This window comes from Lentzea sp. NPDC054927, from assembly GCF_053610285.1.
The window spans coordinates 1-23,771 of record NZ_JBSGXZ010000071.1 but is presented as its reverse complement, the minus strand read 5'-3'; the positions used below and the strand labels follow the sequence as shown (position 1 = coordinate 23,771).

Here is a 23,771-nt window from a genome sequence, read left to right as displayed (position 1 = left end):
AGATGTCGCAATCCACACCGAACCCGGAGGCCCTCCCTCATTCCAAGATCATCCGATCACGTGTCGGACCGTTCGCAACGTCTCGGGCCAGTACAACTAGCTCGCGTCCGCGACCGGTAGCAGCGCGGTCGCGTCGAGATCGCCGCCGGTGAGTCCGCGGGCCACGTCCCGGACCAGGCCGCGATTCCTTGCGGCGTAACCGAAGATGAGGCGGCGGGCCTCGTCCGTGCTGGTGTCGAGAGCACCCGCGGCCATGCCGATGGCGTGCGCGAGCATCACGCGGTCGTTCAGCGTCGTGAGGGTCTGTTCGGCCAGCCGGTGGGTGCGCGCCGGGTCGTCCTCCTGCGACAGGCCCAGCACCGCCAGGTCGGCGAGCACCTGGCCCAGCCGTTCCTGCCACGCCTCCCACGGGGTGGCGGCGGCGTAGAACACGTTCAGCCCGCCGATCGCACTGCCGGCCAGGCGCATGGGGACGGCGTGCACCGCGCGGAAGCCGGAGTCGAGTGCGGCACGGGTGAACGCGGGCCAGCGGCCGGCCGCGCCTTCCAGGTTCGGGCAGGCGACCATGGCGTCGGCGCGGACGCAGTCCACGCACGGGCCTTCTTCGATCTGACTCTGCAGCAACTCCAGGAACCGGGTCCGCTCGTCCGACGCCGACACCACGCACAGTCCGCCGCGCGGATCGGCCAGCACGACCCCGGTCGCGGAAGCGGAGAGCAGGCTCTCGCACGCGGCGGTGACCAGGCGCAGGACCGATTCGGCGTCGTGGCTGTCGACCAGGTTCGCCGTGAGCTCGCTCAACGTGACGGCGATCTGATCCTGAGCACGGGACACTCCCGCAGCATACGACCCGCCGTGGCCAGGAGCTGGTGGCACAGGTCAGTCCGCGAGCCGGTCGAGCGGGATGCGCCTGGCCAGCAGATCACGCGCCACGTCCAGCACCGAACGTCCCGAGGAGAACGCGTGTGCGCGCAACCGGGCGAAGGCGTCCTCCAGGCTGATTCGCAGCTGTGCGGCCAGCATCCCGGTCGCCATGTTCACGTCCTGGTACGACAGCGTCATCCGCAGCTCGTCGTCCGCCAGCGCGCTTTGCTCGAGCAGCGCGCAGGTCGCCAGGTCTGCCAGCATCGCGGCGTCGGCGACCGCCGTCAGGCCACCGGCACGACGGCGGTACAGGTCGAGCGTGCCGAGCCGGATTCCGCCTGCCTGCAACGGGAACGCGAACATCGCCGTGAGGCCTTCCGCCGCGGCCGCCGCGCTGAACCCCGGCCACCGCACACCGTCCGAACCGAGGTCGGCGACCAGCACCGGCGTGGCGTCCTGGAACGCCGCCACGCCAGGCCCTTCGCCCAGCGTGTACTGGATCTCTTCCAGCCGGGCGGCCCACTCGTCGCTGGCGCCGATCATCTCCTCGGCGCGTGCGTTGGCGCGCAAGGTCAACGCCGCGGCGCCCACACCCGGCAGGACGTGCAGGCAGGCCACGCACAACGCCTGGGCCAGCGCCGCGCGCCCGGAAACCGCGGACGTGAACTCCTCCACCGCCCGCGTGAGCCGATCCCGACGCTGCCCGTCCACCACCCGTGCCCTGACCAGGGGTCGCGCGGCCAGCCCAACCCGTTCCGACTTCAGATACGAACCTAGACCGGATCACGGCGGGTGCGCACCACGGGTCCGCAGCAGGTCAGTCGGTCAGCTGGTCGAGCGGAAGCCGCCGGGCCAGCACGTCCCCGGCCACGTCCACGACCGACCTGCCCGCGGCGAAGGAGTGCGCCCGCAACCGCAGGAACGCGTCCTCCAGACTGATCTTCAACTGGGCGGCCAGCATTCCGGTCGCCATGTTGACGTCCTGGTACGACGTCTCGAGCCAGATCTGTTCCTCCCTGCCCATCTGCTCGTTCTGGATGAGCAGCAGGTGAGAGGCCAGATCGGCGAGCAACGCCGCCTCGAAGACGAACTCGGCGGGCAGCACCCCTGACCGGCGGCGGTACAGCCCGAGCGTGCCGAGCAGGATCGCGCCGACCTGCAACGGGAAGTAGAACGCCGCCGCGAGCCCTGCGTCCTGCGTGGTCCCGGCGAACACGGGCCACCGCACCTCGTCGACGCTCAGGTCCGGAACCAGCACCGGGCCACGTGCCGCGACCGTCGCGAAGCCCGGCCCCTCGCCGAGCGTGTACTGCGCTTCCTCGATGCCCGCCGCCCACGGATCACTGGCGCCGACCAGTTCCTGGGCACGCGAGTCGCTGTAGAAGACCAGAGCCGCGCCGTCGACGTCCGGCAGCACGCGCACGCACACGGCGCTGAGGGCCTGTCCGAGTTCTGCACGCCCTGACGCCGTCCTGCACCTGAGCACCTGCTGTATGAGCCGGTTCCGGCGTTGCCCGTCCACAGCTTTCCTCTGGCCGACGGTCTTGCGTCGACTTCCAGCCTACGAATACCTGCTGGTCTTCGCACTTCACCGCGTCAGCGGGTCAGGGCAGATCCAGCTCGTCGTGGCGGCTCGCGATGATCTCGGCGAGCTGGACGAGCTTCACGTTCAGGTGCTGGGAGGAGTGGCGCAGCAGGTCGAACGCCTCGTCGGCGCTCAGTCCGCGACGGGCCATGAGAATCCCCTTGGCCTGTCCGATGACGTCGCGGGAGTTGATCGCGCGGCGCAGCTGCTCGGCCTGCAGGGTAGCGCTGTCGACGGCTTCGGTGTGCGCCAGCGCCAGGGACGCGTGTGTGGCCAGCAGCAACGCGACCGCCTGGTCCGTCTCGTCAAGGCCGCGCCGCTCACGGGAGTAGATGTTCAGCGCGCCGGACAACCGGGGCGACTCGACGTCGGGCAGCAGTGCCGTGGACAACACCGCGCCCATGCCCCGTTCGGCCGCCGCCGGGCCGAACCGCGGCCAGGACGACGCGGTGGCGAGATCGGGGGCGGACGCGACCGCGGGGCCCGCCGGATCCGCGACGTCGAGGCAGGGTCCTTCCAGCAGGTCGTACTGCAGCTGGTCGAGCTCGATCGCGATCTTGTCGGTCTCCACCGGGGTGTGGAACTTCCCGTCCCGTGACCGCAGGGTGACGCTGACCAGGTCCGCGCCGGGCACGACCTGCACAGCGGCGTCGACGACCTGCTGCAGCACCTCCCCCGCCGTGGTGGCGTCGAGGAGGGAATACGTCAGGGTGGCGAACTGCTGAGCCAGCGGCCCGAGCGGCGCCCCGTGATCGCGCAGGGGTGTCCGGCCGGACGCGAGCGCCTTCTCGGCATCGGCCGCGAACCTCATCCGGTCGAGGTTCCAGTCGTCGGCACTGGGGGGCATCTCTGGCACCTCGGATCGTCTCCTTCCCGTCCGGCGGAACACCGATGACGGCAGTTGGGCTGACCGGGTGCTGCACTGCTGAACCCCTGGCCCACGGTAGGCGATCCCGGCACGCGCTGCTGGCGGCCGACGTAGCGCTACTGCTGTCACAACTGTGACAGATACCGCCGGCAGAGGCAGAAGGGCAGGCCGGCTGGAAAGCCGGCCTGCCCTTCGTCTGGTTCCTAGAGCGTCACTTCAGCGTGTACGCCTGGACGACCGTCTGGTCGACGGATCCGTTGGCGTCACTGACCTTCGCCTTGAAGGACACCGACTTCGCGTTCTTCGGGTGCACCAGCGTGGTCAGCCACTTGCCGCCGGCCTTGAACACGAGGGTCCGCTGCCAGGTCTTGCCCTCGTCGTAGGAGACCTGGACCTGCGGCGTGCGGACGTCGGTGACGTCGGCCTTGGCACCGTTGCGCTGCACGGTCACCGGGATCGTGAGCACGCTGCCCGCCCTGGCCTGGTTGTGGTCGTCGAGCCTCGGTTCGAACCTGACCGCGAGCAGCGGCAGCACCTTCGGCTTGTCACCCGCGGCGGTCTCGGACGTGAACGTCCAGTCCGCCGTCACCTTCGACGACAACGGGACGCGGTTGCCCTCGGCGTGCAGCTGGTAGGTGGTCTTCGCCGCGGGCACCACCGGGGCGAAGAGGTTGCCCGGCACCGAGGACTCCGCGACGACCTTGCCGTTCGCGGTCAGCTTGGTGCTGCCGGTGCTGGCACCGAAGTCGATCGTCGAGTGCTCACCGGTGCCGTCGGCGAACAGCGGCGTCTGCACGAACAACTGGTCTCCCAGCCGAGCGCCCCACGCCGAGGTCCTCTCCGCCTGGACCGCGGGGAAGCCGGGGCCGAACACCGCGGTGTTCCACTGCTCGGTGCTCTTGGCGCCGCGCCGGAACGTCTTCAGGTTCGCGTCGTCGACGATGGTCGGCGGCGTGTTCGGGTCGACGTCCTCGACCAGGTACCGGCTCCACGCGATACCCGGCGTGTAGTACTCGGTCAGCTTGAACGGCAGCGGGCCGTAGACGCCGTTGTTGCGGCCGCCGGACGAACCGGGGACGCGGGCCTTGTGCGTGGCCTCGACCTTGGCCATGTCCCGTTCCCGGTCGTGCTGCTGGATCGCGGCGGGCAACCGCTCCTTGCCCGCGGTCTGCGAGTGGAACTGGTTCGGGCTGCCGTAGAAACCGCCCTCGGCGTTCTGCTTGGCGAACACGCTGCTGGCGGACCACACGAAGGCCGGGTCCGAGGTGGCCGACGGGTGGACGTAGAAGTCCTTCCAGTCGCGCGTTCCCCAACCGCTGCCAAACCCGAACTGCGGGGTCATGATCTGCACGGACAGCGACCCGCTCGCCTGCGTGACCTCCTTGTTGTCGACCGTGATCGACGGTTCGGCGGCGGTGCGGGCGTCGAAGGTCATGGTCTTGGCACCGGTGAACTCGACGGCCGGTTCGTAGGCCACGGTGAGCTTGCGGCGCGCGGCCGGGTCGGCGGGGACCGTGTCGAAGTACGTGCTCACGAAGTAGCGGCCCTTGGGCAGCCGGAGCTTCGCCGTGCCGGTCGGGGCGGCGCCGCTCACGAAGGTGCGTCCGTCGTAGCCGAGCAGCAGATAACGCCACGCGTCGGCGGGCTTGCCGTCGTGGCCGATGTAGTTGAGCGTGAGCTCGTAGCTCTCCTGCTCCTTGTGCACGCCGATCGGCACGCGCACGCCGTTGGACGCGACGACCGCGGCGCCGTAGAGGCCGTCCGGGCCCGCCACACGGGTGTCGGCGGTGACCGAGGCCTCCGCGGTGCCGCCCGCCGGGACCGTCAGCTTCGCCGGGGACACGCTGAACAGGCCGCTCGCCGCCGGCTTCTGCTCGGCGACGCTCAGGTCGAGCGTGAGCGGCTCGGCACCGGTGTTGCGATAGTTGATCTTCTTGGTGATCGGCTGGTCGTCGTCGTGCGGCCACTGGGCCGTGCCGAAGCTGACGCTGGCCGGCGTGGCGGACGGGGTAGTGGTGACCGCGCGGGCCACGTCGACGCGCCCGGCGCCCTGGTCGAAGACACCGGAGTCGGCGTAGGGCTTGGCGCTGTTCATCAGCGCGGTCTTGATCTCCTCCGGGGACCACGCGGGGTTCTTCGCCGCGAGGATCGCCGCGGCGCCCGCGACGTGCGGTGCCGCCATCGACGTACCGGACAGGGCCACGTGACCCTCGTCGACCGGGGTGCCGATGACGCCGTTCTTCGCCTTCGCCGCGACGATGTCCACGCCCGGCGCGGTGATGTCCGGCTTGATGGCGCCGTCACCAGTGCGAGGGCCGCGACTGGAGAAACCCGCCAGCTTGTCGTCGCGTTCGACCGCGCCCACGGTCAGCGCGGAGTCGGCGGCCGCGGGTGAGGCGACCGGGCCACCGGAGTTGCCCGCCGAGACCACGAACAACGCGCCGTGCTCCGCGGTGAGCCGGTTGACGGCCTGCGACACGAGGTCGGTGCCGTCGCTGGGAGCGTTGGTGCCGAGGCTCATGTTGACGACGTCGGCCTTGGTCGCGGCCCATTCCATGCCCGCGATGACGCCGGACTCGCTGCCGCCGCCGTTGTCGTCGAGCACCTTGCCGTTGAAGAGCTTGGCGTCCGGCGCGATGCCCTTGTACTTGCCGTCACCGGTGATCGTCGAGGCCACGTGGGTGCCGTGGCCGAACTTGTCGTCGGTGGTGGCGGCCGGCGTGAAGTTCTTCTCCTCCACCACGGCGCCCTGCAGGTCGGGGTGCGTGGAGTCGATGCCGGTGTCGAGCACGGCGACCGTGGCGCCGGAACCGGTGAAGCCCTGCTGCCACGCCTGCGGTGCGCCGATCTGCGCGGCACTGCGGTCGAGCGAGGCGGTGAGCCTGCCGTCGAGCCACACCTTGGCCGCGCCGGTCGCCCGTGCCGCCGACCAGAACCCGCCCTTTTTGTCGGCGGTGACGGCGTGGGCGCCGATGCTGGGCAACGGCTTCGCGTCCGCCGAACGCACACCCGCGCCGCCCTGGACGATCAGCGGGATCGTGGCGCGGTTCGCGTCGTCGTAGCCGGACCGCGCGAGCAGCGAGACGTCGAACAGCCGCTGGTCGAGCGTGCCCGCCGAGATCTGCGGCTGGGCGTCGAGCGGGATGACGTGCAGGTCGCCCCGGTCGTCGGTGTAGTGGAAGAAGCGAACGTCCTCACGGCCCTTCGCGGCCTGCGTCCGCACCTGCCCGTTGGACACGTGCACGAGGTCACCCGTGATCAACGTGACCGTTGTCGTCAGACCACCCGCGTCGACCTGCCGCGGTGCGCTGGTGGTCTCCCCCATGGCCGGAGGCACGGCCGCCGTGGTGACACCCACGGCGGCCGCCAGTCCTGCGGCGAGAATCGATTTCTTCAACGCGAACTCCCCATGTCCTGCGTCAGAGAGGGACGATGTTGCCCTCAGTGACAGAGATACAGCAGAGAGTTGTTCTGTTGCGTCATTTTGGGTGTTGTGCCCGAATGACGGCCCGGCCCACCGATTCGGCCTCGAGCAGGACCGGGGCAATCAGGGCAGTCGCTGTCCTCATGCGGTGCCACGCTCCCGCGCGTGATCGGACGATGGCACGGCCTGGTGATCGACTGCCCTGATCCACAGGCCCTCGCGGAGTTCTACGAGAAGCTGCTCGGCATGATCCGGGTCCAGGACGACCCCGGCTGGGTCGTCATCGGTGACGCCCCGGACCGCCCCGGCGTCGCGTTCGCGCGGGTCGAGAGCTGGCAACCACCGCAGTGGCCGAAGGAGTCGGCCCACATGCACTTCGACGTCCGCGTCGACGACCTGGAGGCGGCCGGCGAGAAGGTGCGCGAGCTGGGTGCGCGGAAACTCGACGACAGCAACAAGTTCCACGTCTACGCGGACCCGGCCGCCCACCCGTTCTGCCTGGTTTCCTCTTAGTCCCCAGCAGAACGAGTACCCACGGGCTCAGCGGCGCCGGGCGCGCATCACGTGCGCGTCGAGCGGCAGGGAGTGGGTTTCGACCAGTTCGAAGCCCGCTTCCGCCAGCAGGGCCGCGTAATGGGATTCGGTGCGCTCACGGCCACCGGTGTTGCAGAGCATGTGGATGTCCCACGGGATGGCGAGCGAGTCCACCTCACCGGCCTCCGGCAACAGGCGCTCGATCACCAGCAGTTCGGCGTGCGGGGGCATGTCCCGCGCGCACGTCGACAGGATCGTGCGGCACTGGTCGTCGTCCCAGTCGTGCAGCACGCGCGAAAGCAGGTAGATGTCGCCGGTGCCGGGCACCGAGCGCGTGAAGTCACCAGGCACCAACGTGATGCGGTCGGCGAGTTCGGCCAGTCGTGGTTCCGCGGCGGCCAGGGCGTTCGGCAGGTCCAGCAGTACGCCGTGCAGTGCCGGATTGGCGTGCAGGACCCGGGACAGCAGTTCGCCGTTGCCGCCGGCCACGTCCACGACGGTGCGGGCGCCGGAGAAGTCGACGACCTTGGTGACGCCGGTGAACATGGCGTTGCTCGCGGCCATGGAACCGTGGAACAGCTCGGACAGCACCGGATCCGTTGCCATGTGCGCGAAGTGGTGGGCACCGAACGCCTTGGCGTAGGACTCCTCACCGCTGCGGACGGACTCGGTGAGTTCGGCGAACGAGCGGTAGAACGGGCCGCCGTACATCAGGGCCAGCGGGCGCATCGAGCCAGCGAGGTCCGAGCGCAACAGCTCGCCCAGATCGGTCAGACTGTGCCGCTCACCCGACATGTGCACGACGCCGAGCGCGGCCAGGTAGCGCAGAAGCCTTGCCAGGCTTTGGGGTTCGGTGCCGGTGGCCAACGCCAGCGAGGGCAGGTCGGGCACGGTCGCGAGGTGGTCGAGCAGGTGGAGTTCGGCCGCGGTCGCGATGGCCTGCGTGGCCCAGGCACCGGTCAGCAGGCGCAGCAGTTCGGTGCCGGCGCACGACTCGCGCTGGTGCGTGGCCTGCAGCTGCGGGAACCGGCCGGTGGAGATCAGCTCCAGCCTGCGGAACGCCGGGTCGGCGCAGTGCGCGTCGCGGAAGTAGAGGACGGTGTTGTTCTCGTAGCCGTTGTAGCCACCGCCGTCGGGACGCATGGCGGCGGTGATCATCGTGCGCAACCCGCGCAGCAGCACCGGATCCGGGCGGCGGACGGCCAGCGCGACGTGGTTCTCGCGGCCGTGCAGGCGTTCGTCCTCGGCGATGTGCGCGAGCGACGGCGGCGTCACCATCACGAAGATCTCCAGCTCGCACGGCCAGCCGTTGCCGTCGGAGACGGGGGCGCGCAGGATGCCGATCTTCAGCTCCGCGACGGGCACCGAGTATCTGGCGCTCAGGCGTTCGCGGACGACCACGCTGGGGGTCATCGTGCCGACGTCGATGCCGTGCCCGGCGAGCTCGTCCGCCAGGCCGGTGAGGGTCTCCGGGAAGATCAGCAACGCCACGTGGTCGAGGCTGGCGTGCCGCGTCACGGCCGCGCGCTGGTCGGCGTCCAGGGACGGCACCGCGTTGGCGAGGGCCGAGTGGGTGTCGTGCGCGCCGAGGAGGGCCATCGCCGCGGTGAGGCGGTCGAGGTCGGCCGCGGCGAGAACGGGCGTGCGTGTCTTGGTCGAGATCATGGTGATGTTGGTTCCTCGAGCTCAGATGCCGACGTAGTGCTCGGCGAAGAAGTTCTGGTGGGCGCGGCAGTCGCGCAGGCTCTCGAGCCGGGCGCGCCGCAGAGCGCGGTGGAAGCCGTCCTCCTGGCTGTGCAGGAGATCGATCATCCAGCGCGAGAACTCCTGCGCCCGCCAGATGCGGGGCAGGCAGGTGGTCGAGTACGAGGTCAGCGCCTGCTCGTCGGCACGGGTGATGGCGTTGACGAGGGCGCGGGAGAGCACCTCGGCCTCCATGATCGCCAGGTTGGCGCCCTTGGCGGCGGACGGGCTGATCAGGCCGGCCGCGTCACCGACGAGGAACAGCCTGTCGTGCTGGATCGGGTCGGTGACCTCCGACCGCAGGCGCACGATCCGGCGTTCGGTGATCGGGCCCTGTTTGAGCTGCCCGAACTCGTCGGTCCGCATCCGGGTGTCGAGTGCGGCCCAGATCCGCTCGTCGGTCCAGGACTCCGGGGAGTCGCCGGGAGGGACCTGGAGGTAGTAGCGCGTCACCTCGGGGCTGCGCGCCATGTGGCCCGCGAACCCGTCGTCGTGGATGGCGTAGGTGACCGCGGCCATGCTCTGCGGGGCCTCCGCGAGCACCGCCAGCCAGCTGACGCCGTGGTCCTGGCCGTACCGCCGCCGAAAATCTTCAGGAATGGCCGTGCGGGTGATCCCGTTGCCGCCGTCGCACCCGGCGATGAACCGGCCGGTGGCCTCTCCCGGGCCGTTCGCGTCCCGGTAGCGGATGGTGGCGGTGTGCGGGTCGACGTCGGTGACGGTGACGCCGAACCGGATGTCACCACCCCGGTCCAGGTACTCCGCGATCAGGTCGGTGACGAGGTCCTGCTGGGGGTAGACGGTGTGCACCTCGCCCCTGCCGAGCAGGGCGTAGTCCAGCTCGAACTCGCCGTCCTCACCGCGGAACGCGCAGACGCCGTGTGAACGTCCTTTGTGGAGCATTCCGGCGCCGAGCCCGTGCTGCGTCAGCACCCTGGCGCTGTTCGGACCGAGGAACCCCGCCCTCGCCCTCGTCTGCACCTGCTCCCGGCTCGCCCGTTCGACGACGAGGGTGCCGATCCCCTCCGCGCGCAACAGGTTGCCTAAGACGAGCCCCGCCGGCCCCGCGCCCGCGATGAGCACGGTCGTGTGGTCGACCACGACTTCTGGTCCTCTCTCCGGATCGAGCCCGCGTCCGAGGCGGGCTCGTTGCGGCGCACTCGACAGGACCGGCCGTGGCAGGCGCGTGCGGCTCGCCGGAGATGTCGATCATGATCACTCCATCGTGTCGGCGCCGGGGTGACTTGTGTGGTTAGCAGCGACTTCATCACGTGTGCACGGCGTCGTGGAGGGGATCTGGCATTCTGCGCAAATGGCACTCCGGCAGGCGAGCGACTTCGCCCAGTTGTCCACCGAGATCAAGCAGGCAGGACTGCTTGCTCGGCGGCGTGGTTACTACATCGCTCGGATCACCGCGAACCTGCTGGTCTACGCGGGAGCGTGGGTGGCATTCGTGCTGGTCGGGGACTCGTGGTGGCAGCTCGCGGTGGCCGCGGTGCTCGCCGTGATGACCACGCAGCTGGCGTTCATCGGGCACGACGCCGGCCACAAGCAGATCTTCGCCTCCAAGAAGTGGAACGAGATCACCGGATACACCCACAGCGGGTTGGTCGGCGTCAGCTACGACTGGTGGGTCGGCAAGCACAGCCGGCACCACGCCAACCCGAACCACGAGGACGAGGACCCGGACGTCGACATCTCGGTGCTCGCGTTCACGCAGCGCCAGGGTGAGGCCAAGCGCGGCCCGTTGCGGTGGATCGCCTCGCACCAGGCCGCGTTGTTCTTCCCGCTGTTGCTGCTCGAAGGCTTCGCGCTGCACTGGCACTCGATCAAGCACTCGGGCCGCGAGCGCTTCCTGATGATCGCGAACGTCGTGGTGTACCTGGGCGTGGTGTTCTGGGTGCTGTCCCCCGTGTACGCGATCGCCTTCGTCCTGGTGCACCAGGCTTTGTGGGGCCTCTACATGGGAATCTCCTTCGCCCCCAACCACAAGGGCATGCCGGTGCTGTCGGCGGGGCACTCGCTCGACTTCCTGCGCAAGCAGGTGCTGACGTCGCGCAACATCCGCGGTGGCTGGTTCGTGGACTTCCTGCTCGGCGGGTTGAACTACCAGATCGAGCACCACCTGTTCCCGAGCATGCCTCGCCCGAACCTGCGGCACGCGCAGGTGATCGTGAGCGAGTTCTGCCGGCAGCACGGGATCTCCTACGCGCAGTGCGGCCTGTTCCGCTCGTACGGGTACGTGCTGGAGTACCTGGACGAGGTCGCGGCGCCGTTGCGCAGCAAGAGCAAGGCCGCCGTCTAAGACCCGCTGTCTGACTCCAGGCGCCCCAATTGTCCGAAAGTGGACAAAGGGTTCCCAAAAGGCTCGTCCGCTGTGCACAGCGCTGGTTTCCTCGGTTCCAGACCGAACTTGGGGGAACTTCATATGCGTAAACAACTCCTGGGCGTCCTCGCCGCAGGTGTGGCGTTGTCGCTCGTCGCCGGCGGCCAGTCCGCCGCCGAGCCCGCGGTGCAGGTGAGCCAGCCCGATCCGATGCTGGCTTTCCTGCCACCCGAGGCGCAGATCGACTGGGCCGCGGTGCACCACAACCGGGAATCGCGCAAGCAGTCACGCGCGGCCGCGAAGGCGAAGACCGCCGGACAGCCCCTGGCCTACACCGAGAAGGAGGCCACGGGCGCGCAGGGCGGCAACGACACGCCCGCCAAGGCCGAGCACGTGGCCGGGTTCGGCACCGGCCGGGGCAAGAACCCGAAGCTCACGCTCACCGGTGACCTCGCGAGCGACCCCACCGTCCCGGTGGTGCCGCCGTTCGCCGAGGTCAACGACGCGATCCCGCTCGGCAGCGACACCGGTGTGCCCGTCCGCGGCAGGGCCCTGCACACCAGCGGCACGATCGGCGACGGCCCGTACGGCAGCGGTGGCGACGGCTCCGGCGACCACGACTTCTACAAGCTGTCCGGTGGCACGACGGGCCTGTACGCGACCGTCGGGACGAACACGCCGACCGGTGACCTGGACACGTTCCTCGCCTCGTACGACGCGAACGGCGTGCTCATCACCCAGAACGACAACCTCATCGGCACCACGGACAGCCGGTTGCAGGTCTTCGTGCCCGTAGGGCAGGACGTCTACGTGATGGTCGCGGCGGCAGGCCCCGGCGCCATCCCGTCCGACCCGATGAAGCCGGGCACCGGCAAGAGGGCAGGCACCGAAGGCACGTACGACCTGACCATCGCGACCGGCGACGGCCAGGCGGACAAGGACTTCTTCTCCGTCGACCTGAAGGCGGGCGACGTGCTCGGCGCGTCCGCGGCGGGCAAGGCGACCAGGGTGATGGTCCACGACCCGGCCGGCCGTGAGGTCTTCAGTTCGTCGCAGGACATCAGCTTCCTGTACGCCGAGAACTCCCCGATGCCCGCCGGTGGCAACGCGGTCGCCGACTTCGTGGCACCGAAGGACGGCCGCTACACCGTCGGCGTCGAGAACGGCGAGGGCCGCTACGACGTCACCGTCGAGGCCTACCGTCCCGGCTCTGAGCTCAACCAGCGGCCCGAGGTGCTGTCGATCTTCCTCGACTTCAACGGCGCTCGGGTCAACACCCGGATCTACGCGCCCGAGCCCGGCACCGGTGGCAACCGGGACCTCTCGCCGCTCAAGAAGTTCCTGCCCGGCTGGGGTCTCACCGACGCCGACGAGAACGCCGTGATCGACTCCGTGGTCGCGACCGTGCGCGAGAACATCGAGCACGACCTGGCCGCCAAGGGCACCAACAAGCGGTTCGCCGTGCGCGTCCTCAACAGCCGCGACCATGCCGACCCGTGGGGCCAGCCGAACGTCAGCAGGATCGTCGTCGGCGGCTCGATCGCCGAGTCCGGCATCCAGACCGTCGGCATCGCGCAGTCGATCGACGCCGGCAACTTCGGCAAGGAGGAGACCGCGCTGGTGCTGCTGGACATCCTCAGCTCGCCCGCCGCGCAGTCGAGCGCCTCGCTGAACCGGTACATCACCCCGGCGAGCAACCGCGTCGCGTTCATCGGCAGGGCGATCGGCAACGTCACCGCGCACGAGGCAGGGCACATGTCCGGCAGCTGGCACCTGGACCAGTTCAACGAGGTGCCCAGCATCATGGACCAGGGCGGCAACCCGAAGGTGATGTTCGCCGTCGGGCCGGACGGCATCGGTGGCACCGCGGACGACATCGACCTCGACTTCACCGAGGACGTGCTCAACCCCAACGAGGGCTTCACCGGGGTCGAGGACACCCTCAACCGCACGGCGTGGGCGTACACCCGAGGCAACAACTGACGGTCTGATTCCCGCCAGAACCCCGGCGGTGATTCCGTCAGGCTGATCGGCATGGGATCACTCGAAGGGAAAGCGGCTCTCGTCACCGGCGGGAGCCGCGGCATCGGGGCGGCGGTGGCCGGCAAGCTCGCCGCTCTGGGCGCACGTGTCGCGGTGACGTACCAGAACACCAAGCCGGACAACGTGTTCGCCATCCAGGCGGACAGCGCCGACCCCGATGCCGTTGTCACGGCGGTGGACGAGACCGCCGCCGAGTTCGGCAGGCTCGACGTGCTCGTGAACAACGCGGGCGTGTTCCAGGTAGGACCACTGGAAGAGCTTGGCAGGGAAGAGTTCGACCACACGATGGCCGTGAACGTGCGCGCGCCGTTCCTCGCGGCGCGCGCAGCGGCACGGCACATGCGTGAGGGCGGCCGGATCATCAGCATCGGCAGCAACGTGGCGGTGTACGCGCCGTTTCCCGGCTTCGCCCTGTACTCGGCGAGCAAAACGGCGCTGATCGGGATGACCAAAGGACTTGCGCGCGAGCTGGGTCCGCGGGGCATCACCGCGAACATCGTCAACCCCGGCCCCACCGACACGGACATGAACCCGGCGGACGGGCCGATGGCGGACACGATCCGCGGACTGACCGCGTTGGGGCGCTACGGAAAGCCGGCGGAGATCGCCGAGCTGGTGGCGGCTTTGGCAGGCGATGCCGGTGCGTACGTCACCGGTGCGAGCATCAACGCCGACGGCGGCTTCACCGTCTGAGGTTCACCGCCGCCGAGGCCGGGTGCCCATGGCGCACCCGGCCTCGAACTACGCCCAGGTGACCGGCAGGGCGTGCACGCCGTAGATGTTCATGTCGGTCCTGAGCTTCACCTCACGGGCGGGAACCGCGAGCTGGAGGCTCGGGAAGCGGCGCAGCAGCCCCTCGAACCCGGCGCGCATCTCGATGCGGGCCAGCTGCTGACCGAGGCACTGGTGGATGCCGTGCCCGAAGGACAGGTGACCGCGCGCCCTGCGGTGGACGTCCAGCTCGTCGGCGTTCTCGAACCGCGCGGAGTCGTGGTTTCCCGCCAGCAGCGAGACGATGACCGTCGACCCCTCGCGGATCGTCTCCCCGCCCAGCTCGATGTCCTCTGCCGCGTAACGGAAGAAGATGTCGGCGACGGCCAGGTAGCGCAGCAGTTCCTCGACGGCGCCGGGGATCAGCTCGGGGTTCGCCCGCAGTTCGGCCAGCTGGTCAGGGTGCTCCAGCAACGCGAACGTGCCCAGCGCCAGCATGTTCGCCGTCGTCTCGTGGCCGGCGAGCAGCAGCAGGAAGGCCATGCCGACGAGTTCCTCGATGCTGAGGTCCTCGTCCCTGGCCAGGTCGGACAGCATGTCGTCCACCGGCTCGGCGCGCTTGCCGACGACCAGTTCGGTCAGGTAGGTGTGGATCGCCATGTACGCGGCCATCTTGTCTTCCAGGTTCACCTCCCGCTCCATGAACTTGGAGGAGTTGACCTGGAACGTCTCGCGGTCCGCGTACGGAACCCCGAGCATCTCGCAGATCACCAGTGACGGCACCGGAAGCGCGAACTCCTTGACCAGGTCGACCGGCGGGGTGAGCCTCGCCAGCTCGTCCAGCTGCCGTTCGGTGATCTCGATGATGCCCTCTTCCAGGGCCTTCATCCGCTTCACGGTGAACGCTCCGGTGAGCTTGCGCCGCAACCGGGTGTGGTCCGGCGGGTCCATGCTGATGAACAGTCCCGGCGTCTGCGGGGACGGTTCGGTCTGCTCCGGCATGCCGGGGGTCGGGAACGGGACGTGCAGGATGCCGAGGTCCTGACGGTTGCTGAACCTGACGTCGGCCAGGACCTGCCGGACCTCGTCGTAGCCGGTGACGAGCCAGCCCTCGTGGCCGTCGGGGAAGAGCATCGGGCTGACCGGCCGGGTCGACCGGAGCTCGGTGACCCGGCTGGGCGGGTCGAACGGGTTCACGTCGCGTTCCATGGGAAGGCCGTTCTGCATGATCGGTGACTCCTTCAGCGGGTGGATTCGCGGTTGAAGAGCTTCTTGGACCAGAGGTAGCCACCGACGCCGATGACGACGCACCAGGCGAAGGCGATGTAACCGCTGTTGCCGATCGGCGTGCCCATCAGCAGGCCGCGCAGAGCGTCGATGAACGGGGTGAACGGCTGGTACTCGGCGAACCAGCGCAGTGCGGTCGGCATCGAGTCGGTGGGCACGAAACCGTTGCCGAAGAACGGAAGCAGGATCAGCGGCAGGCCGACGTTGCTCGACGACTCGACGGACTTGCTCGCCAGCCCGAGCGCGGCGGAGAACCAGATGAGCGCGAACGCCATGGCCACCAGCAGACCGGCCAGCGCGAGCCATTCGACGAAGTTCGCCTGCGGACGGAAGCCGATCGCCACCGCGACACCGAAGACGAACGTCATCGCGAGAACCGTCTGGACGAGGCTGCCGACCACGTGTCCTGTTAGGACGGACACCCGGGCGATCGCCATGGTGCGGAAGCGATCCACGATGCCCTCGGTCATGTCCATCGCGATCGAGATGCTCGTGCCCTGCACCGCCGCGGTGATCGCCATCAGGATGATCGTCGGCGTCACGTAGTTGAGGTACTCCGCACGCCCGCCGGACGGTCCGCCGAGACCGGCACCGAGCGTGCCGCCGAAGACGTAGACGAACAGCAGCAGGAAGACGACCGGCATGATCAGCAGCTGGAACGTCATCGACGGGTAGCGGATCATCCGCTTGAGGTTGCGGCGCACCATCGTCGCCGAATCGTTCAGCACGTAGGTCATGGCTGGGTCACCTTCTCGGAGTCGCCGGTGAGGGCGAGGAAGACGTCGTCGAGGTCGGGCGTGTGCATGCTGAGCGAGTCGACCAGGACCGCGTTGTCGTCGAGCCGGTCGAGCAGTGCCTTGAGCGAACGGACGCTGCCGTCGTTCGGCACCCGCAACGCGAGCGCCTCACCGTCACGGCTCGCGTTGCTCACGATCCGCGTGGCGCTTTCGAGGTGGCGGGGATCGGTGAACTGCAGCAGTACGTGACCGCCGGGGATGCGGCGCTTGAGCTCGTCCGCGGTGCCCTCGGCGACGACCTTCCCCTTGTCCAGCACCGCGATCCGGTCCGCGAGCTCGTCGGCCTCGTCCAGGTACTGGGTGGTGAGGAAGATCGTGACGCCGTCCGCCACGAGCCGCCGCACGATCTCCCACATGCCGCGGCGGCTGCGCGGGTCGAGCCCGGTCGTCGGCTCGTCGAGGAAGATCACCTCAGGTGAACCGGTCAGCGTCATGGCGAGGTCGAGCCGGCGCCGCATGCCGCCGGAGTAGGTGGACGCGGACTTGTCGGCCGCGTCCACCAGGTCGAACGTCTCCAGCAGCTGCTCGACCTTGGCCTTGCCCTGCGCCCGGCCGAGGTGGTGCAGGTCGGTCATCAGCTTCAGGTTCTCCCGGCCCGTCATCAGGTTGTCGACGGCGGAGAACTGGCCGGTGACACCGATCGCGGCACGGACCGCGTTGGGATCACGAGCGACGTCGTGACCCGCGACGGTCGCGCTGCCGCCGTCGGCCCTGATGAGCGTGGACAGGATCTTGACCATGGTGGTCTTGCCGGCGCCGTTCGCGCCGAGCAACGAGAAAACGGTGCCGCGCTGGACGTTCAGGTCAACGCCCTTGAGCACTTCGTTGTCACCGTAGGACCTGCGCAGTCCGGTTGCCTTGATCGCGTTCATGGAGTTCCCCTCAGGCACGGCGGACGGAGATGTCGCCGAAGGACGTGTGGGCGGTGACCTTGACGGTCTGGACGGAGTTGCCGGGCCCGTCGCTGCCCTCGAGCGTGTTGGTGACGCGGCCGAACCCGGTCTTGACGTCGAGCCACGCGGCGGTCCCCTGGGCGATCCCGAGCTCGATGCCCCCCATCGCGGTGTTCAGCGTGACGGTGTCGCGGACGACCTCGGTCACGGCGATGGATCCCATGGCGGTCTTGGCTTCCACGAGACCACCGGCCCGTTCGACGTTGATGTCGCCGTTGGCCGACCGGGCCCGCAGTTCGCCGGTGACCGAGCCGACCTCGATGTGACCGTTGGAGTTCTTGACGACCAGCCCGCCGTCGACCGTGCCGATGCGGATGTGGCCGCTGCCGGTCTTGACCTCGGCGTTGCCCTTGACCGCGCCGATGTTGACCTGTCCCGCGCCGGTGTCCACCTTCAGCGGGCCGGTCCGGTCGAGGTGGATGTTGCCCGCGGACATGTCGACCTCGGTCACGCCCAGCACACCAGTGGTGCGGGTGCTGCCGGCCGTCACGTCGACGTCCACTTTGGACCCGGTGGGCAGCTCGATCACGATGTCGACCGACCTGGTCTTCTTCGAGAAGTCGAACGTCCGCTTCTGCCCGCGGATCATCAGCGTGCCGTCGGCGTAGTCGACGCGGGTCTTCTGCGCGGCCTCGGTGTCCGAGGAGTCGGACGGGTCGGACGGGCGCACGTCGACCCTGGTGTCGGTGCGGTCGGTCGCGACGATCTGGACGTAGCCCGCGTAGACGTCGAGCAGTACGGAAATCGGTTGTGGCGTGTCGAATTCAGGCATGGCTGTCCCCTCAGAAGGTGGTGGAAGTGCATCCCCGCAGGTCGGGGCGATGTGGTGCGAGCGCGGTGGTTAGCGGACCCAGCCGACGAAACGCTGGGAGGCGGGGATGCCCCCGGTCAGCGTTTCGGCGACGGACTCACGCTTCGGCGCCAGCTGGGCGGAGGCGGCCCGCACCAGCCAGGCGTTGGCCGAACGGCCCTCCTTGGCAGCGGCCTCGTCGATCGCGGCCTTGAGCTGTTCGGGAAGACGGACGTTGATCCGGACGGTGGCGCCGTCCTCGAAGCCGGCCACGTCCTCGGCGGGTGCCGCGACGGGTTCCGGCGCCGCGGCGGCCGGCTGTTCCACCGGCCGGCGCGTCACGACGAACTTGGGATCCCGGCCCCGCAGCAGCACCTGCACCGAGTCCGGCGCCAGGTCCGCGGTGATCTCGTCGGCGGCGGCGGACAGCGCCTCGAGCAGCGCCAGCCTGATCGCCGACTCCATCGACACGGTCAACCGCTCGACCAACGCGTTTGCCTCGTCACCGCCGGTCTCGACGGCGGTCAGCAGTTCGCGACCGAGAGAAGCCACGTACGGGGTCAGATCCATGGCACCACTATGGCACACGGTGGCACCACCGGCAAGCAATTCTGGCTCAGCTTGGCATCAAAGTGGCTCACCGCAGGTCAGGGGCCTGGTCGAGGAAGGTGACAGTCTCCGAGAGGGGCCGTGCTACCCATGTCAACCGAGACCCGAAGGGGGTCGTCTACCTGGATGTGCAACGAGAACTGAGCGCCGATTTCGACCGGTTCGTGCTCGACCGGTCGACCGCGCTGCTGCGCACGGCCGTGCTGCTGGTGGGGGACGTCGGCCACGCCGAGGACATCCTGCAGACGGCGCTGATGCGGTTGGCCGCGCGCTGGACGTCCGTCCACACGGCACCGGAGGCGTTCATCCGGCAGGTGCTGGTCAACCTGGCCCGCGACCGGTGGCGACGGGCCCGCAGACGGGTGTCCGAACAGCAGCTGACCAACGTCGACGTCATGACCGGCGGCCGCGATCCCGCCGACAGGGTGGCCGATCGCGACGCGGTGCGGCGGGCATTGGCGAAGTTGCCCAGACGACAACGGGAGGTGGTCGTGCTGCGGTTCTTCGCCGAGCTGTCGGTGGCGGAGACCGCAGAGGCGCTGCGCACTTCCGAAGGAACCGTCAAGGCGCACACGAGCCGGGCGGTCGCGCGGCTGAGGGAGCTGCTGGGCGAGAAGATCACGGAGAACGCTCATGGTGTCTGACAACGAACTGCTCGACGACGTGCGCACCGTGCTGCGCGCCGAGGTCGCGAACGTGACCGCAAACCCCGCCGAACTGCTGGCCTCGGTCAGGCGCAAGCGGTCCCGCCGGCGCTGGCCGTGGCTCGCGCTTCCACTGGCCGCCGCTGCAGCAGCCGCCATCGTCCTGGTGCCCGGCCAGCAGCCCGCCGCGCCCGTGGAGATCGCGCAGGTGCTGGAGCGGACGAACACCGCCCTCGACGGCGTGCGCGGCATGGTGATCCACGAACAGGCGACGGCGGGTGAGGGCGAGAAGTACTTCGAACCAGGCGAGCGCGGGCTGAGCGAACGGTGGCACGCCGCCGACGGCAGCGCGTTCCGGTACCGAGCTACGGTGGACGGCAGGACGATCGTGGACCTGAGCCGCTCGGCCGCCGGGGACGTCTTCGTCGACCACCGGACGCGGACCTACCGCGCCCGGCCCGGCGAGACCCCGGACGACGAGGTCTGGACGCCGGAGAAGATTCAGAAGGCGATCGAGGACGGCCGCATCACCGTGACCGGGCCGGGCGAGGCGATCAACGGAACCCAGACCGTGCGGCTGCACGTCGCCGCACGCAAGCCGGAACCCGCGCTCGAGATGTGGGTGGACGCCACCACCTACCTCCCGATGCGCTGGCTGCTGGCGCAGGACGGGGCGACGCCGTTCGACGTGACGTGGCTGCCGCCGACGCCGGAGAACCTCGCGCAGCTCAGGACCCAGATCCCGGACGGGTTCACCGAGGTCGAGTGAACTGCTGAGGCCCTCACCTCGTGAGGGCCTCAGCGAAAGCCGCCAGCGTCGGCGTGCCCTTCTGCCGATCCAGCACCGCGAACACCACGTGATCGAAGTACCGGTTGTCCCGCAACGCGGACCGGAACGTCTCAGCCACGACCACGGGGTCGTTGCCGAAGACCCCGCAACCCCAAGCGCCCAGCACGAGCCGCCGATGCCCGTGCGCCGCGGCGACGTGCAGCACCCGCACAGCACGCTGTAGCAACGCGGCGGGAATGCCGTCGGCCCGCTCCGGCTGGTTGCTCACGATCGCGGACCGGTTGGGCGCCGCGGCCGTCAGGAACGACACCTCGTACGGCTCCGCCAGCAGCGTTCCCTTGTCGTCACGGAAGACCGGCACCCGTGGCGAGTAGATCACCCGGTCGCTGTAGGTGAGGTCGTCGTGCGCGCGGTGGTACCGGTAGAAGTCGCCCGCCGCGAGCAGACAGGGGTAGAGCGCCGACGCCCGCGCGACGCTCTCCTCCTGAGCCTGGGCACCGTTCAGAAACCCGCCACCGGGATTGCGCGCGGAAGCGAAGACCAGGCCGGCGATGTCACCACCAAGCCGGTGCGTCGCCTCCAAAGTGGACTCGTTCGTCACGTCCACCCGAGCCGGCTCCCCCTGGGCGGGCAGGGACAACACGTCCTCCGGCAAATGGAGCCGCGTCCCCGCCACTGCGGATTGGACGGCGATCGAGACCTCACCCGTCGCAGTGGAGTAGGACCCTCGCTCCGAGATCTCAACGGTGTCGCGGGCGATCGCCCGCAGCCTGCTGCTCATGATGAAGCCAACTATCCCAAACCCGCCAAGCGGATTTCAGGCCTCAGATCCGCGCATAGACCTCAGCCACCGCCCCGAACGCCGCCTTGGGCTCCCACTTGCCGTCCTCGAGAACCTTCACGATCCCCGGACTGGCCATGTCGAAGTCGCGGCTCGGATCGTCCGGCCGATGCGTGAAGTTGTTGAGCGCGAACATGTACACGAACGCCCCATCCACACCCTCGGCCTCGAAGATCTCCAGCAGCTCCCGCAAGTACCCGGCCTGCTCGTCCTCGTCACGGACATACCCGTCCTTCACCCGGACCGGCAGCCCGGCCTCGTCGAGCTCGACGATCTCCATGCTGCGCGGCGCCACCGCCCCCGACCCATGCCAAGCAGCCGTCCCGAACCCGGTGACAGCGACCGGCTTCCCTTGCGCCACAACGTTCCGGACACCCGCCGCAAACTGGTCGGCCACCTCAGCGGACCGGATCAACTCGAACGACATGACGTCGAACAACTCCCAGTCAACCCGCTCAAAGGGGATGCACGCATACGTGACCTTGCCCCGAAAGCGTTCCCTGACAACAGCCACCGCCCGCACCAGGAACTCGTTGAGCCGCGCACTGGCCTCCAGCATCCCCTCAGCATTGCCGAGCAGTCGCGTGACCCGGTCCAGAACATCATCCCCAGGCAAGAACCCGTCGTTCATGATGCTCAACTCAACGCCCGCGACGAACACGACCTCGGCCCCACCAGCCCGAACGAGCTCCGCCCGCCGCGCACACTCCGCGAACAGCTCGAGGATCGCGTCAGGCGTCAACTCCAGCGGGTAAGGCGAGAACCACACCTCCAACCCGAGGTCGGCAGCCACGCGAGCACCGAGCTCCAACCGCTCCGGATCACCCCCGACCAGGTGAACAGCGTTGCAGTGCAACTCATCCCGGATGACCGTCAAATCCCGCCGAACCACCTCGAGATCAAACTCCGGCACCGAGTTCTCGCCATGACGAACAAACCCGGTGTCGTACGCAATGCCCTTGGCACGCATGAGCGCCCCCTTCCGTTCTCGACCCCTCGAGACTAGAAGATAAAAGTGCGCGCACGCAAGTTTGCGCCCGCGAAACCTACGACGGCCACACCAGCAACACCGGGCAAGCAGCATGATCAACAACAAACCGGGTGGCCGCCCCCAGACTGCGCGGCCCGGCATGACCAACGTCCCCATCACGACACAAGATCAGCAACGATGCCTCCCGAGCCGCCGCGACAACCTCGTGCTCAACCCGCCCCACCCGCGCCGAAGTCGCACACGGCACCCCAAGCCGTTCGGCGGCAACCTCGAGCAACCGAACCGAATGATCCGCGGCCAGCCCATCGACCCGCGTCCCAGGGTCCAACGACGGATGCCTCCCGAACAGCCCGGCAAACGCCCCATGCGCCGCCCCAGGCACATCGCGATCACTCACGTGCAACAACAACATCTCAGCACCGCTGTACGCCTTGGCCGCATCAACGCAGTCCTGCCAAGTGTCATCGGCGATCCACACCACCACCGTCACCGCGTCACCCTCCAATCACCTGCAAGGACAACCACAACGCCACCACAGCCCCCACCAGCGTCGCAGGCACGGCAAGCACTCCGAGCCTCGTGAACTCCGCCAAGTTCACCTCGGTGTCGTGGTCATGCACGATCCGCCGCCACAACAACGTGGCCAACGACCCGGCATAAGTCAGGTTGGGCCCCAGATTCACCCCCACCAACACCGCCAGCACAACCCCAGCCCCCATAGGCGCCACCAACGGCAACAACACCAGCACCGCAGGCAAGTTGTTGATCACATTCGCCAGCACCGCAGCCACCGCGGCCACCCCCAGCAACGCCAACACCCCGTTGCCCCCAGGCAAAACATGCCGAAGCACCCCGTCCAGCCCGTTGTCCACAACGGCCCGAACCACAAGCCCAAGCCCCAACACAAACGCCAAAAACGGCACCGAAGCCGCCCGCACCACCTTGCCCACCGTCGCACGCCGACGCCCCAACGCCCGGCCAGCCATCACCAGCGCACCACCACAAGCGGCCCAAGCCGGATCAACCCCGGTAGCCGAAGCCACCACGAACCCCACCAACGTCAACCCCACCGTGGCCAACGCGAACACCGGCACCTCCCCCACCTCCCGCTCAGCAGGAGCATGCACCGGCGCATCAAGGTCAGTGCGAAAAAACCGCCGAAACACCAAGTACTCAACACCAACAGCCACAACCCACGGCAACGCCATCAAGCCCGCAAACCGCGTAAAACTCAGCCCACTAGACGCAAACGCCAACAGGTTCGTCAGGTTCGACACCGGCAACAACAACGACGCACTGTTGGACAAGTGCGTGCACGCATACACATGCGGCTTGGCCCGCACCCCAAGCCGAGCCGCAGTGGCAAACACAACGGGCGTCAACAACACAACCGTCGCATCCAGACTCAAAACGGCCGTAGTAACCGACGCCGCAACAAACACCCCGCCCAGCAACGTCCGAGGCCGCCCACCAGACACCCGAGCCATCCACTGCCCACAAGCCTGGAACAACCCTTCATCGTCACAAAGCTGAGCAAGCACCAAGATCGCAGCCAAAAACCCGATAACAGGCCCCAACCGCACAGCCTCATCAACCGCATGCTCAAAAGGCAGCGCCCCAACCACCACCACAAGCACCCCGGCCGGCACCGCCACAGCCGCCTCAGGCCACCCCCAAGGCCGAACAACCGCACAAACCAACACAGCCACCAGCAACAACACCGACAGCGCCAGCACAAATCCTCCCAAGCCGGCACTCCGGCCCCCCATTCTCAGCCGCCGCCACCCCAACAGCCACCCGAGCAAGCCCCCGCGAAGCCGCAGGCGAGCCACCGATGGCGAAGCCGAGGCGCCTTAGGCGACGGCGAAGCCGAGCTGCTTGAAACAGCGCTCCGGGTGGGGTCCCGTCACGAGTCGTGCCTCAGCACTCGCTGCACCTGAGGAGGGGTGTCAAACGGACACGCTTTTCGTC

At 68.6% G+C, this 23,771-nt stretch carries 22 protein-coding genes; 6 read left to right on the top strand and 16 right to left on the bottom strand.

The features are described from left to right. Positions 1-96: 96 nt before the first annotated feature. The 5 genes from ACWGE0_RS44165 to ACWGE0_RS44145 all read right to left on the bottom strand — a co-directional run bounded on the left by ACWGE0_RS44165 (position 97) and on the right by ACWGE0_RS44145 (position 6,714). Positions 97-834: a GAF domain-containing protein gene (locus ACWGE0_RS44165; protein ID WP_452266830.1), complete on the bottom strand. Its 738-nt coding sequence runs from the start codon at positions 832-834 to the stop codon at positions 97-99. Positions 835-879: 45 nt separating this feature from the next. Further along, positions 880-1,575, bottom strand: a complete 696-nt coding sequence (locus ACWGE0_RS44160) for an ANTAR domain-containing protein (protein ID WP_452266829.1) — start codon at positions 1,573-1,575, stop codon at positions 880-882. 106 nt (positions 1,576-1,681) lie between these two features. Next, complete coding sequence (locus ACWGE0_RS44155) at positions 1,682-2,350, bottom strand: GAF and ANTAR domain-containing protein (protein ID WP_452266828.1); 669 nt, start codon at positions 2,348-2,350, stop codon at positions 1,682-1,684. 118 nt (positions 2,351-2,468) lie between these two features. Further along, positions 2,469-3,296 (bottom strand): ANTAR domain-containing protein, encoded by an 828-nt coding sequence (locus ACWGE0_RS44150; protein ID WP_452266827.1) that lies wholly within the window; start codon positions 3,294-3,296, stop codon positions 2,469-2,471. 232 nt (positions 3,297-3,528) lie between these two features. Continuing rightward, positions 3,529-6,714, bottom strand: a complete 3,186-nt coding sequence (locus tag ACWGE0_RS44145; RefSeq protein ID WP_452266826.1) for a S8 family serine peptidase — start codon at positions 6,712-6,714, stop codon at positions 3,529-3,531. 192 nt (positions 6,715-6,906) lie between these two features. Here ACWGE0_RS44145 and ACWGE0_RS44140 point away from each other — a divergent pair, with 192 nt between their 5' ends. Next, positions 6,907-7,254 carry a VOC family protein gene (locus ACWGE0_RS44140; protein ID WP_452266825.1) on the top strand — a complete coding sequence of 116 codons (348 nt, stop codon included), beginning with the start codon at positions 6,907-6,909 and terminating at the stop codon, positions 7,252-7,254. A gap of 27 nt (positions 7,255-7,281) precedes the next feature. Here the strand turns inward: ACWGE0_RS44140 and ACWGE0_RS44135 are convergent, their stop codons facing one another. Together ACWGE0_RS44135 and ACWGE0_RS44130 are read right to left on the bottom strand one after the other, a co-directional pair. Continuing rightward, positions 7,282-8,940 carry a methyltransferase gene (locus ACWGE0_RS44135; RefSeq protein ID WP_452266824.1) on the bottom strand — a complete coding sequence of 553 codons (1,659 nt, stop codon included), beginning with the start codon at positions 8,938-8,940 and terminating at the stop codon, positions 7,282-7,284. 21 nt (positions 8,941-8,961) lie between these two features. Next, on the bottom strand, positions 8,962-10,119 hold the full coding sequence (locus tag ACWGE0_RS44130) for a 4-hydroxybenzoate 3-monooxygenase (RefSeq protein ID WP_452266823.1): 1,158 nt from the start codon (positions 10,117-10,119) through the stop codon (positions 8,962-8,964). Between the two features lie 211 nt (positions 10,120-10,330). On the opposite strand from ACWGE0_RS44130, the gene ACWGE0_RS44125 reads away from it, so the two are divergent. The 3 genes from ACWGE0_RS44125 (at position 10,331) to ACWGE0_RS44115 (ending at position 14,080) form a co-directional block, all read left to right on the top strand. Further along, the gene (locus ACWGE0_RS44125) at positions 10,331-11,323 is read left to right on the top strand and encodes a fatty acid desaturase family protein (RefSeq protein ID WP_452266822.1); all 993 of its coding nucleotides are present in this window, start codon (positions 10,331-10,333) and stop codon (positions 11,321-11,323) included. A 123-nt stretch (positions 11,324-11,446) separates the two neighbouring features. After that, a complete protein-coding gene (locus tag ACWGE0_RS44120) occupies positions 11,447-13,327 on the top strand; it encodes a hypothetical protein (RefSeq protein WP_452266821.1) in 1,881 nt (626 codons plus the stop codon). Between the two features lie 51 nt (positions 13,328-13,378). Beyond that, positions 13,379-14,080: a 3-oxoacyl-ACP reductase family protein gene (locus ACWGE0_RS44115; RefSeq protein WP_452266820.1), complete on the top strand. Its 702-nt coding sequence runs from the start codon at positions 13,379-13,381 to the stop codon at positions 14,078-14,080. A gap of 48 nt (positions 14,081-14,128) precedes the next feature. Here the strand turns inward: ACWGE0_RS44115 and ACWGE0_RS44110 are convergent, their stop codons facing one another. The 5 genes from ACWGE0_RS44110 to ACWGE0_RS44090 all read right to left on the bottom strand — a co-directional run bounded on the left by ACWGE0_RS44110 (position 14,129) and on the right by ACWGE0_RS44090 (position 18,495). Next, complete coding sequence (locus ACWGE0_RS44110; RefSeq protein WP_452266819.1) at positions 14,129-15,325, bottom strand: cytochrome P450; 1,197 nt, start codon at positions 15,323-15,325, stop codon at positions 14,129-14,131. A 14-nt stretch (positions 15,326-15,339) separates the two neighbouring features. After that, positions 15,340-16,122, bottom strand: a complete 783-nt coding sequence (locus ACWGE0_RS44105) for an ABC transporter permease (protein WP_452266818.1) — start codon at positions 16,120-16,122, stop codon at positions 15,340-15,342. Continuing rightward, a complete protein-coding gene (locus ACWGE0_RS44100; RefSeq protein WP_452266817.1) occupies positions 16,119-17,054 on the bottom strand; it encodes an ATP-binding cassette domain-containing protein in 936 nt (311 codons plus the stop codon). The genes ACWGE0_RS44105 and ACWGE0_RS44100 overlap by 4 nt, the downstream gene beginning before the upstream one ends. Positions 17,055-17,064: 10 nt before the next feature. Beyond that, positions 17,065-17,907, bottom strand: coding sequence for a DUF4097 family beta strand repeat-containing protein (locus tag ACWGE0_RS44095; RefSeq protein ID WP_452266816.1), 843 nt, complete (start codon positions 17,905-17,907; stop codon positions 17,065-17,067). A 69-nt stretch (positions 17,908-17,976) separates the two neighbouring features. Beyond that, a complete protein-coding gene (locus ACWGE0_RS44090) occupies positions 17,977-18,495 on the bottom strand; it encodes a ribbon-helix-helix protein, CopG family (protein ID WP_452266815.1) in 519 nt (172 codons plus the stop codon). 167 nt (positions 18,496-18,662) lie between these two features. Here ACWGE0_RS44090 and ACWGE0_RS44085 point away from each other — a divergent pair, with 167 nt between their 5' ends. Further along, positions 18,663-19,178, top strand: coding sequence for a SigE family RNA polymerase sigma factor (locus tag ACWGE0_RS44085; RefSeq protein WP_452266814.1), 516 nt, complete (start codon positions 18,663-18,665; stop codon positions 19,176-19,178). Next, positions 19,168-19,947, top strand: coding sequence for a hypothetical protein (locus ACWGE0_RS44080; RefSeq protein ID WP_452266813.1), 780 nt, complete (start codon positions 19,168-19,170; stop codon positions 19,945-19,947). The genes ACWGE0_RS44085 and ACWGE0_RS44080 overlap by 11 nt, the downstream gene beginning before the upstream one ends. 13 nt (positions 19,948-19,960) lie before the next feature. On the opposite strand, the gene ACWGE0_RS44075 is transcribed toward ACWGE0_RS44080, so the two are convergent. The 4 genes from ACWGE0_RS44075 to ACWGE0_RS44060 all read right to left on the bottom strand — a co-directional run bounded on the left by ACWGE0_RS44075 (position 19,961) and on the right by ACWGE0_RS44060 (position 23,569). Beyond that, entirely contained in the window at positions 19,961-20,749 is a 789-nt protein-coding gene (locus ACWGE0_RS44075) for a TIGR02452 family protein (protein ID WP_452266812.1), read from the bottom strand. A gap of 43 nt (positions 20,750-20,792) precedes the next feature. Beyond that, positions 20,793-21,779: a hypothetical protein gene (locus ACWGE0_RS44070; RefSeq protein WP_452266831.1), complete on the bottom strand. Its 987-nt coding sequence runs from the start codon at positions 21,777-21,779 to the stop codon at positions 20,793-20,795. Positions 21,780-21,855: 76 nt separating this feature from the next. Continuing rightward, entirely contained in the window at positions 21,856-22,290 is a 435-nt protein-coding gene (locus tag ACWGE0_RS44065) for a universal stress protein (RefSeq protein ID WP_452266811.1), read from the bottom strand. Between the two features lie 4 nt (positions 22,291-22,294). Continuing rightward, the gene (locus ACWGE0_RS44060) at positions 22,295-23,569 is read right to left on the bottom strand and encodes an SLC13 family permease (protein ID WP_452266810.1); all 1,275 of its coding nucleotides are present in this window, start codon (positions 23,567-23,569) and stop codon (positions 22,295-22,297) included. Positions 23,570-23,771 lie beyond the last annotated feature (202 nt).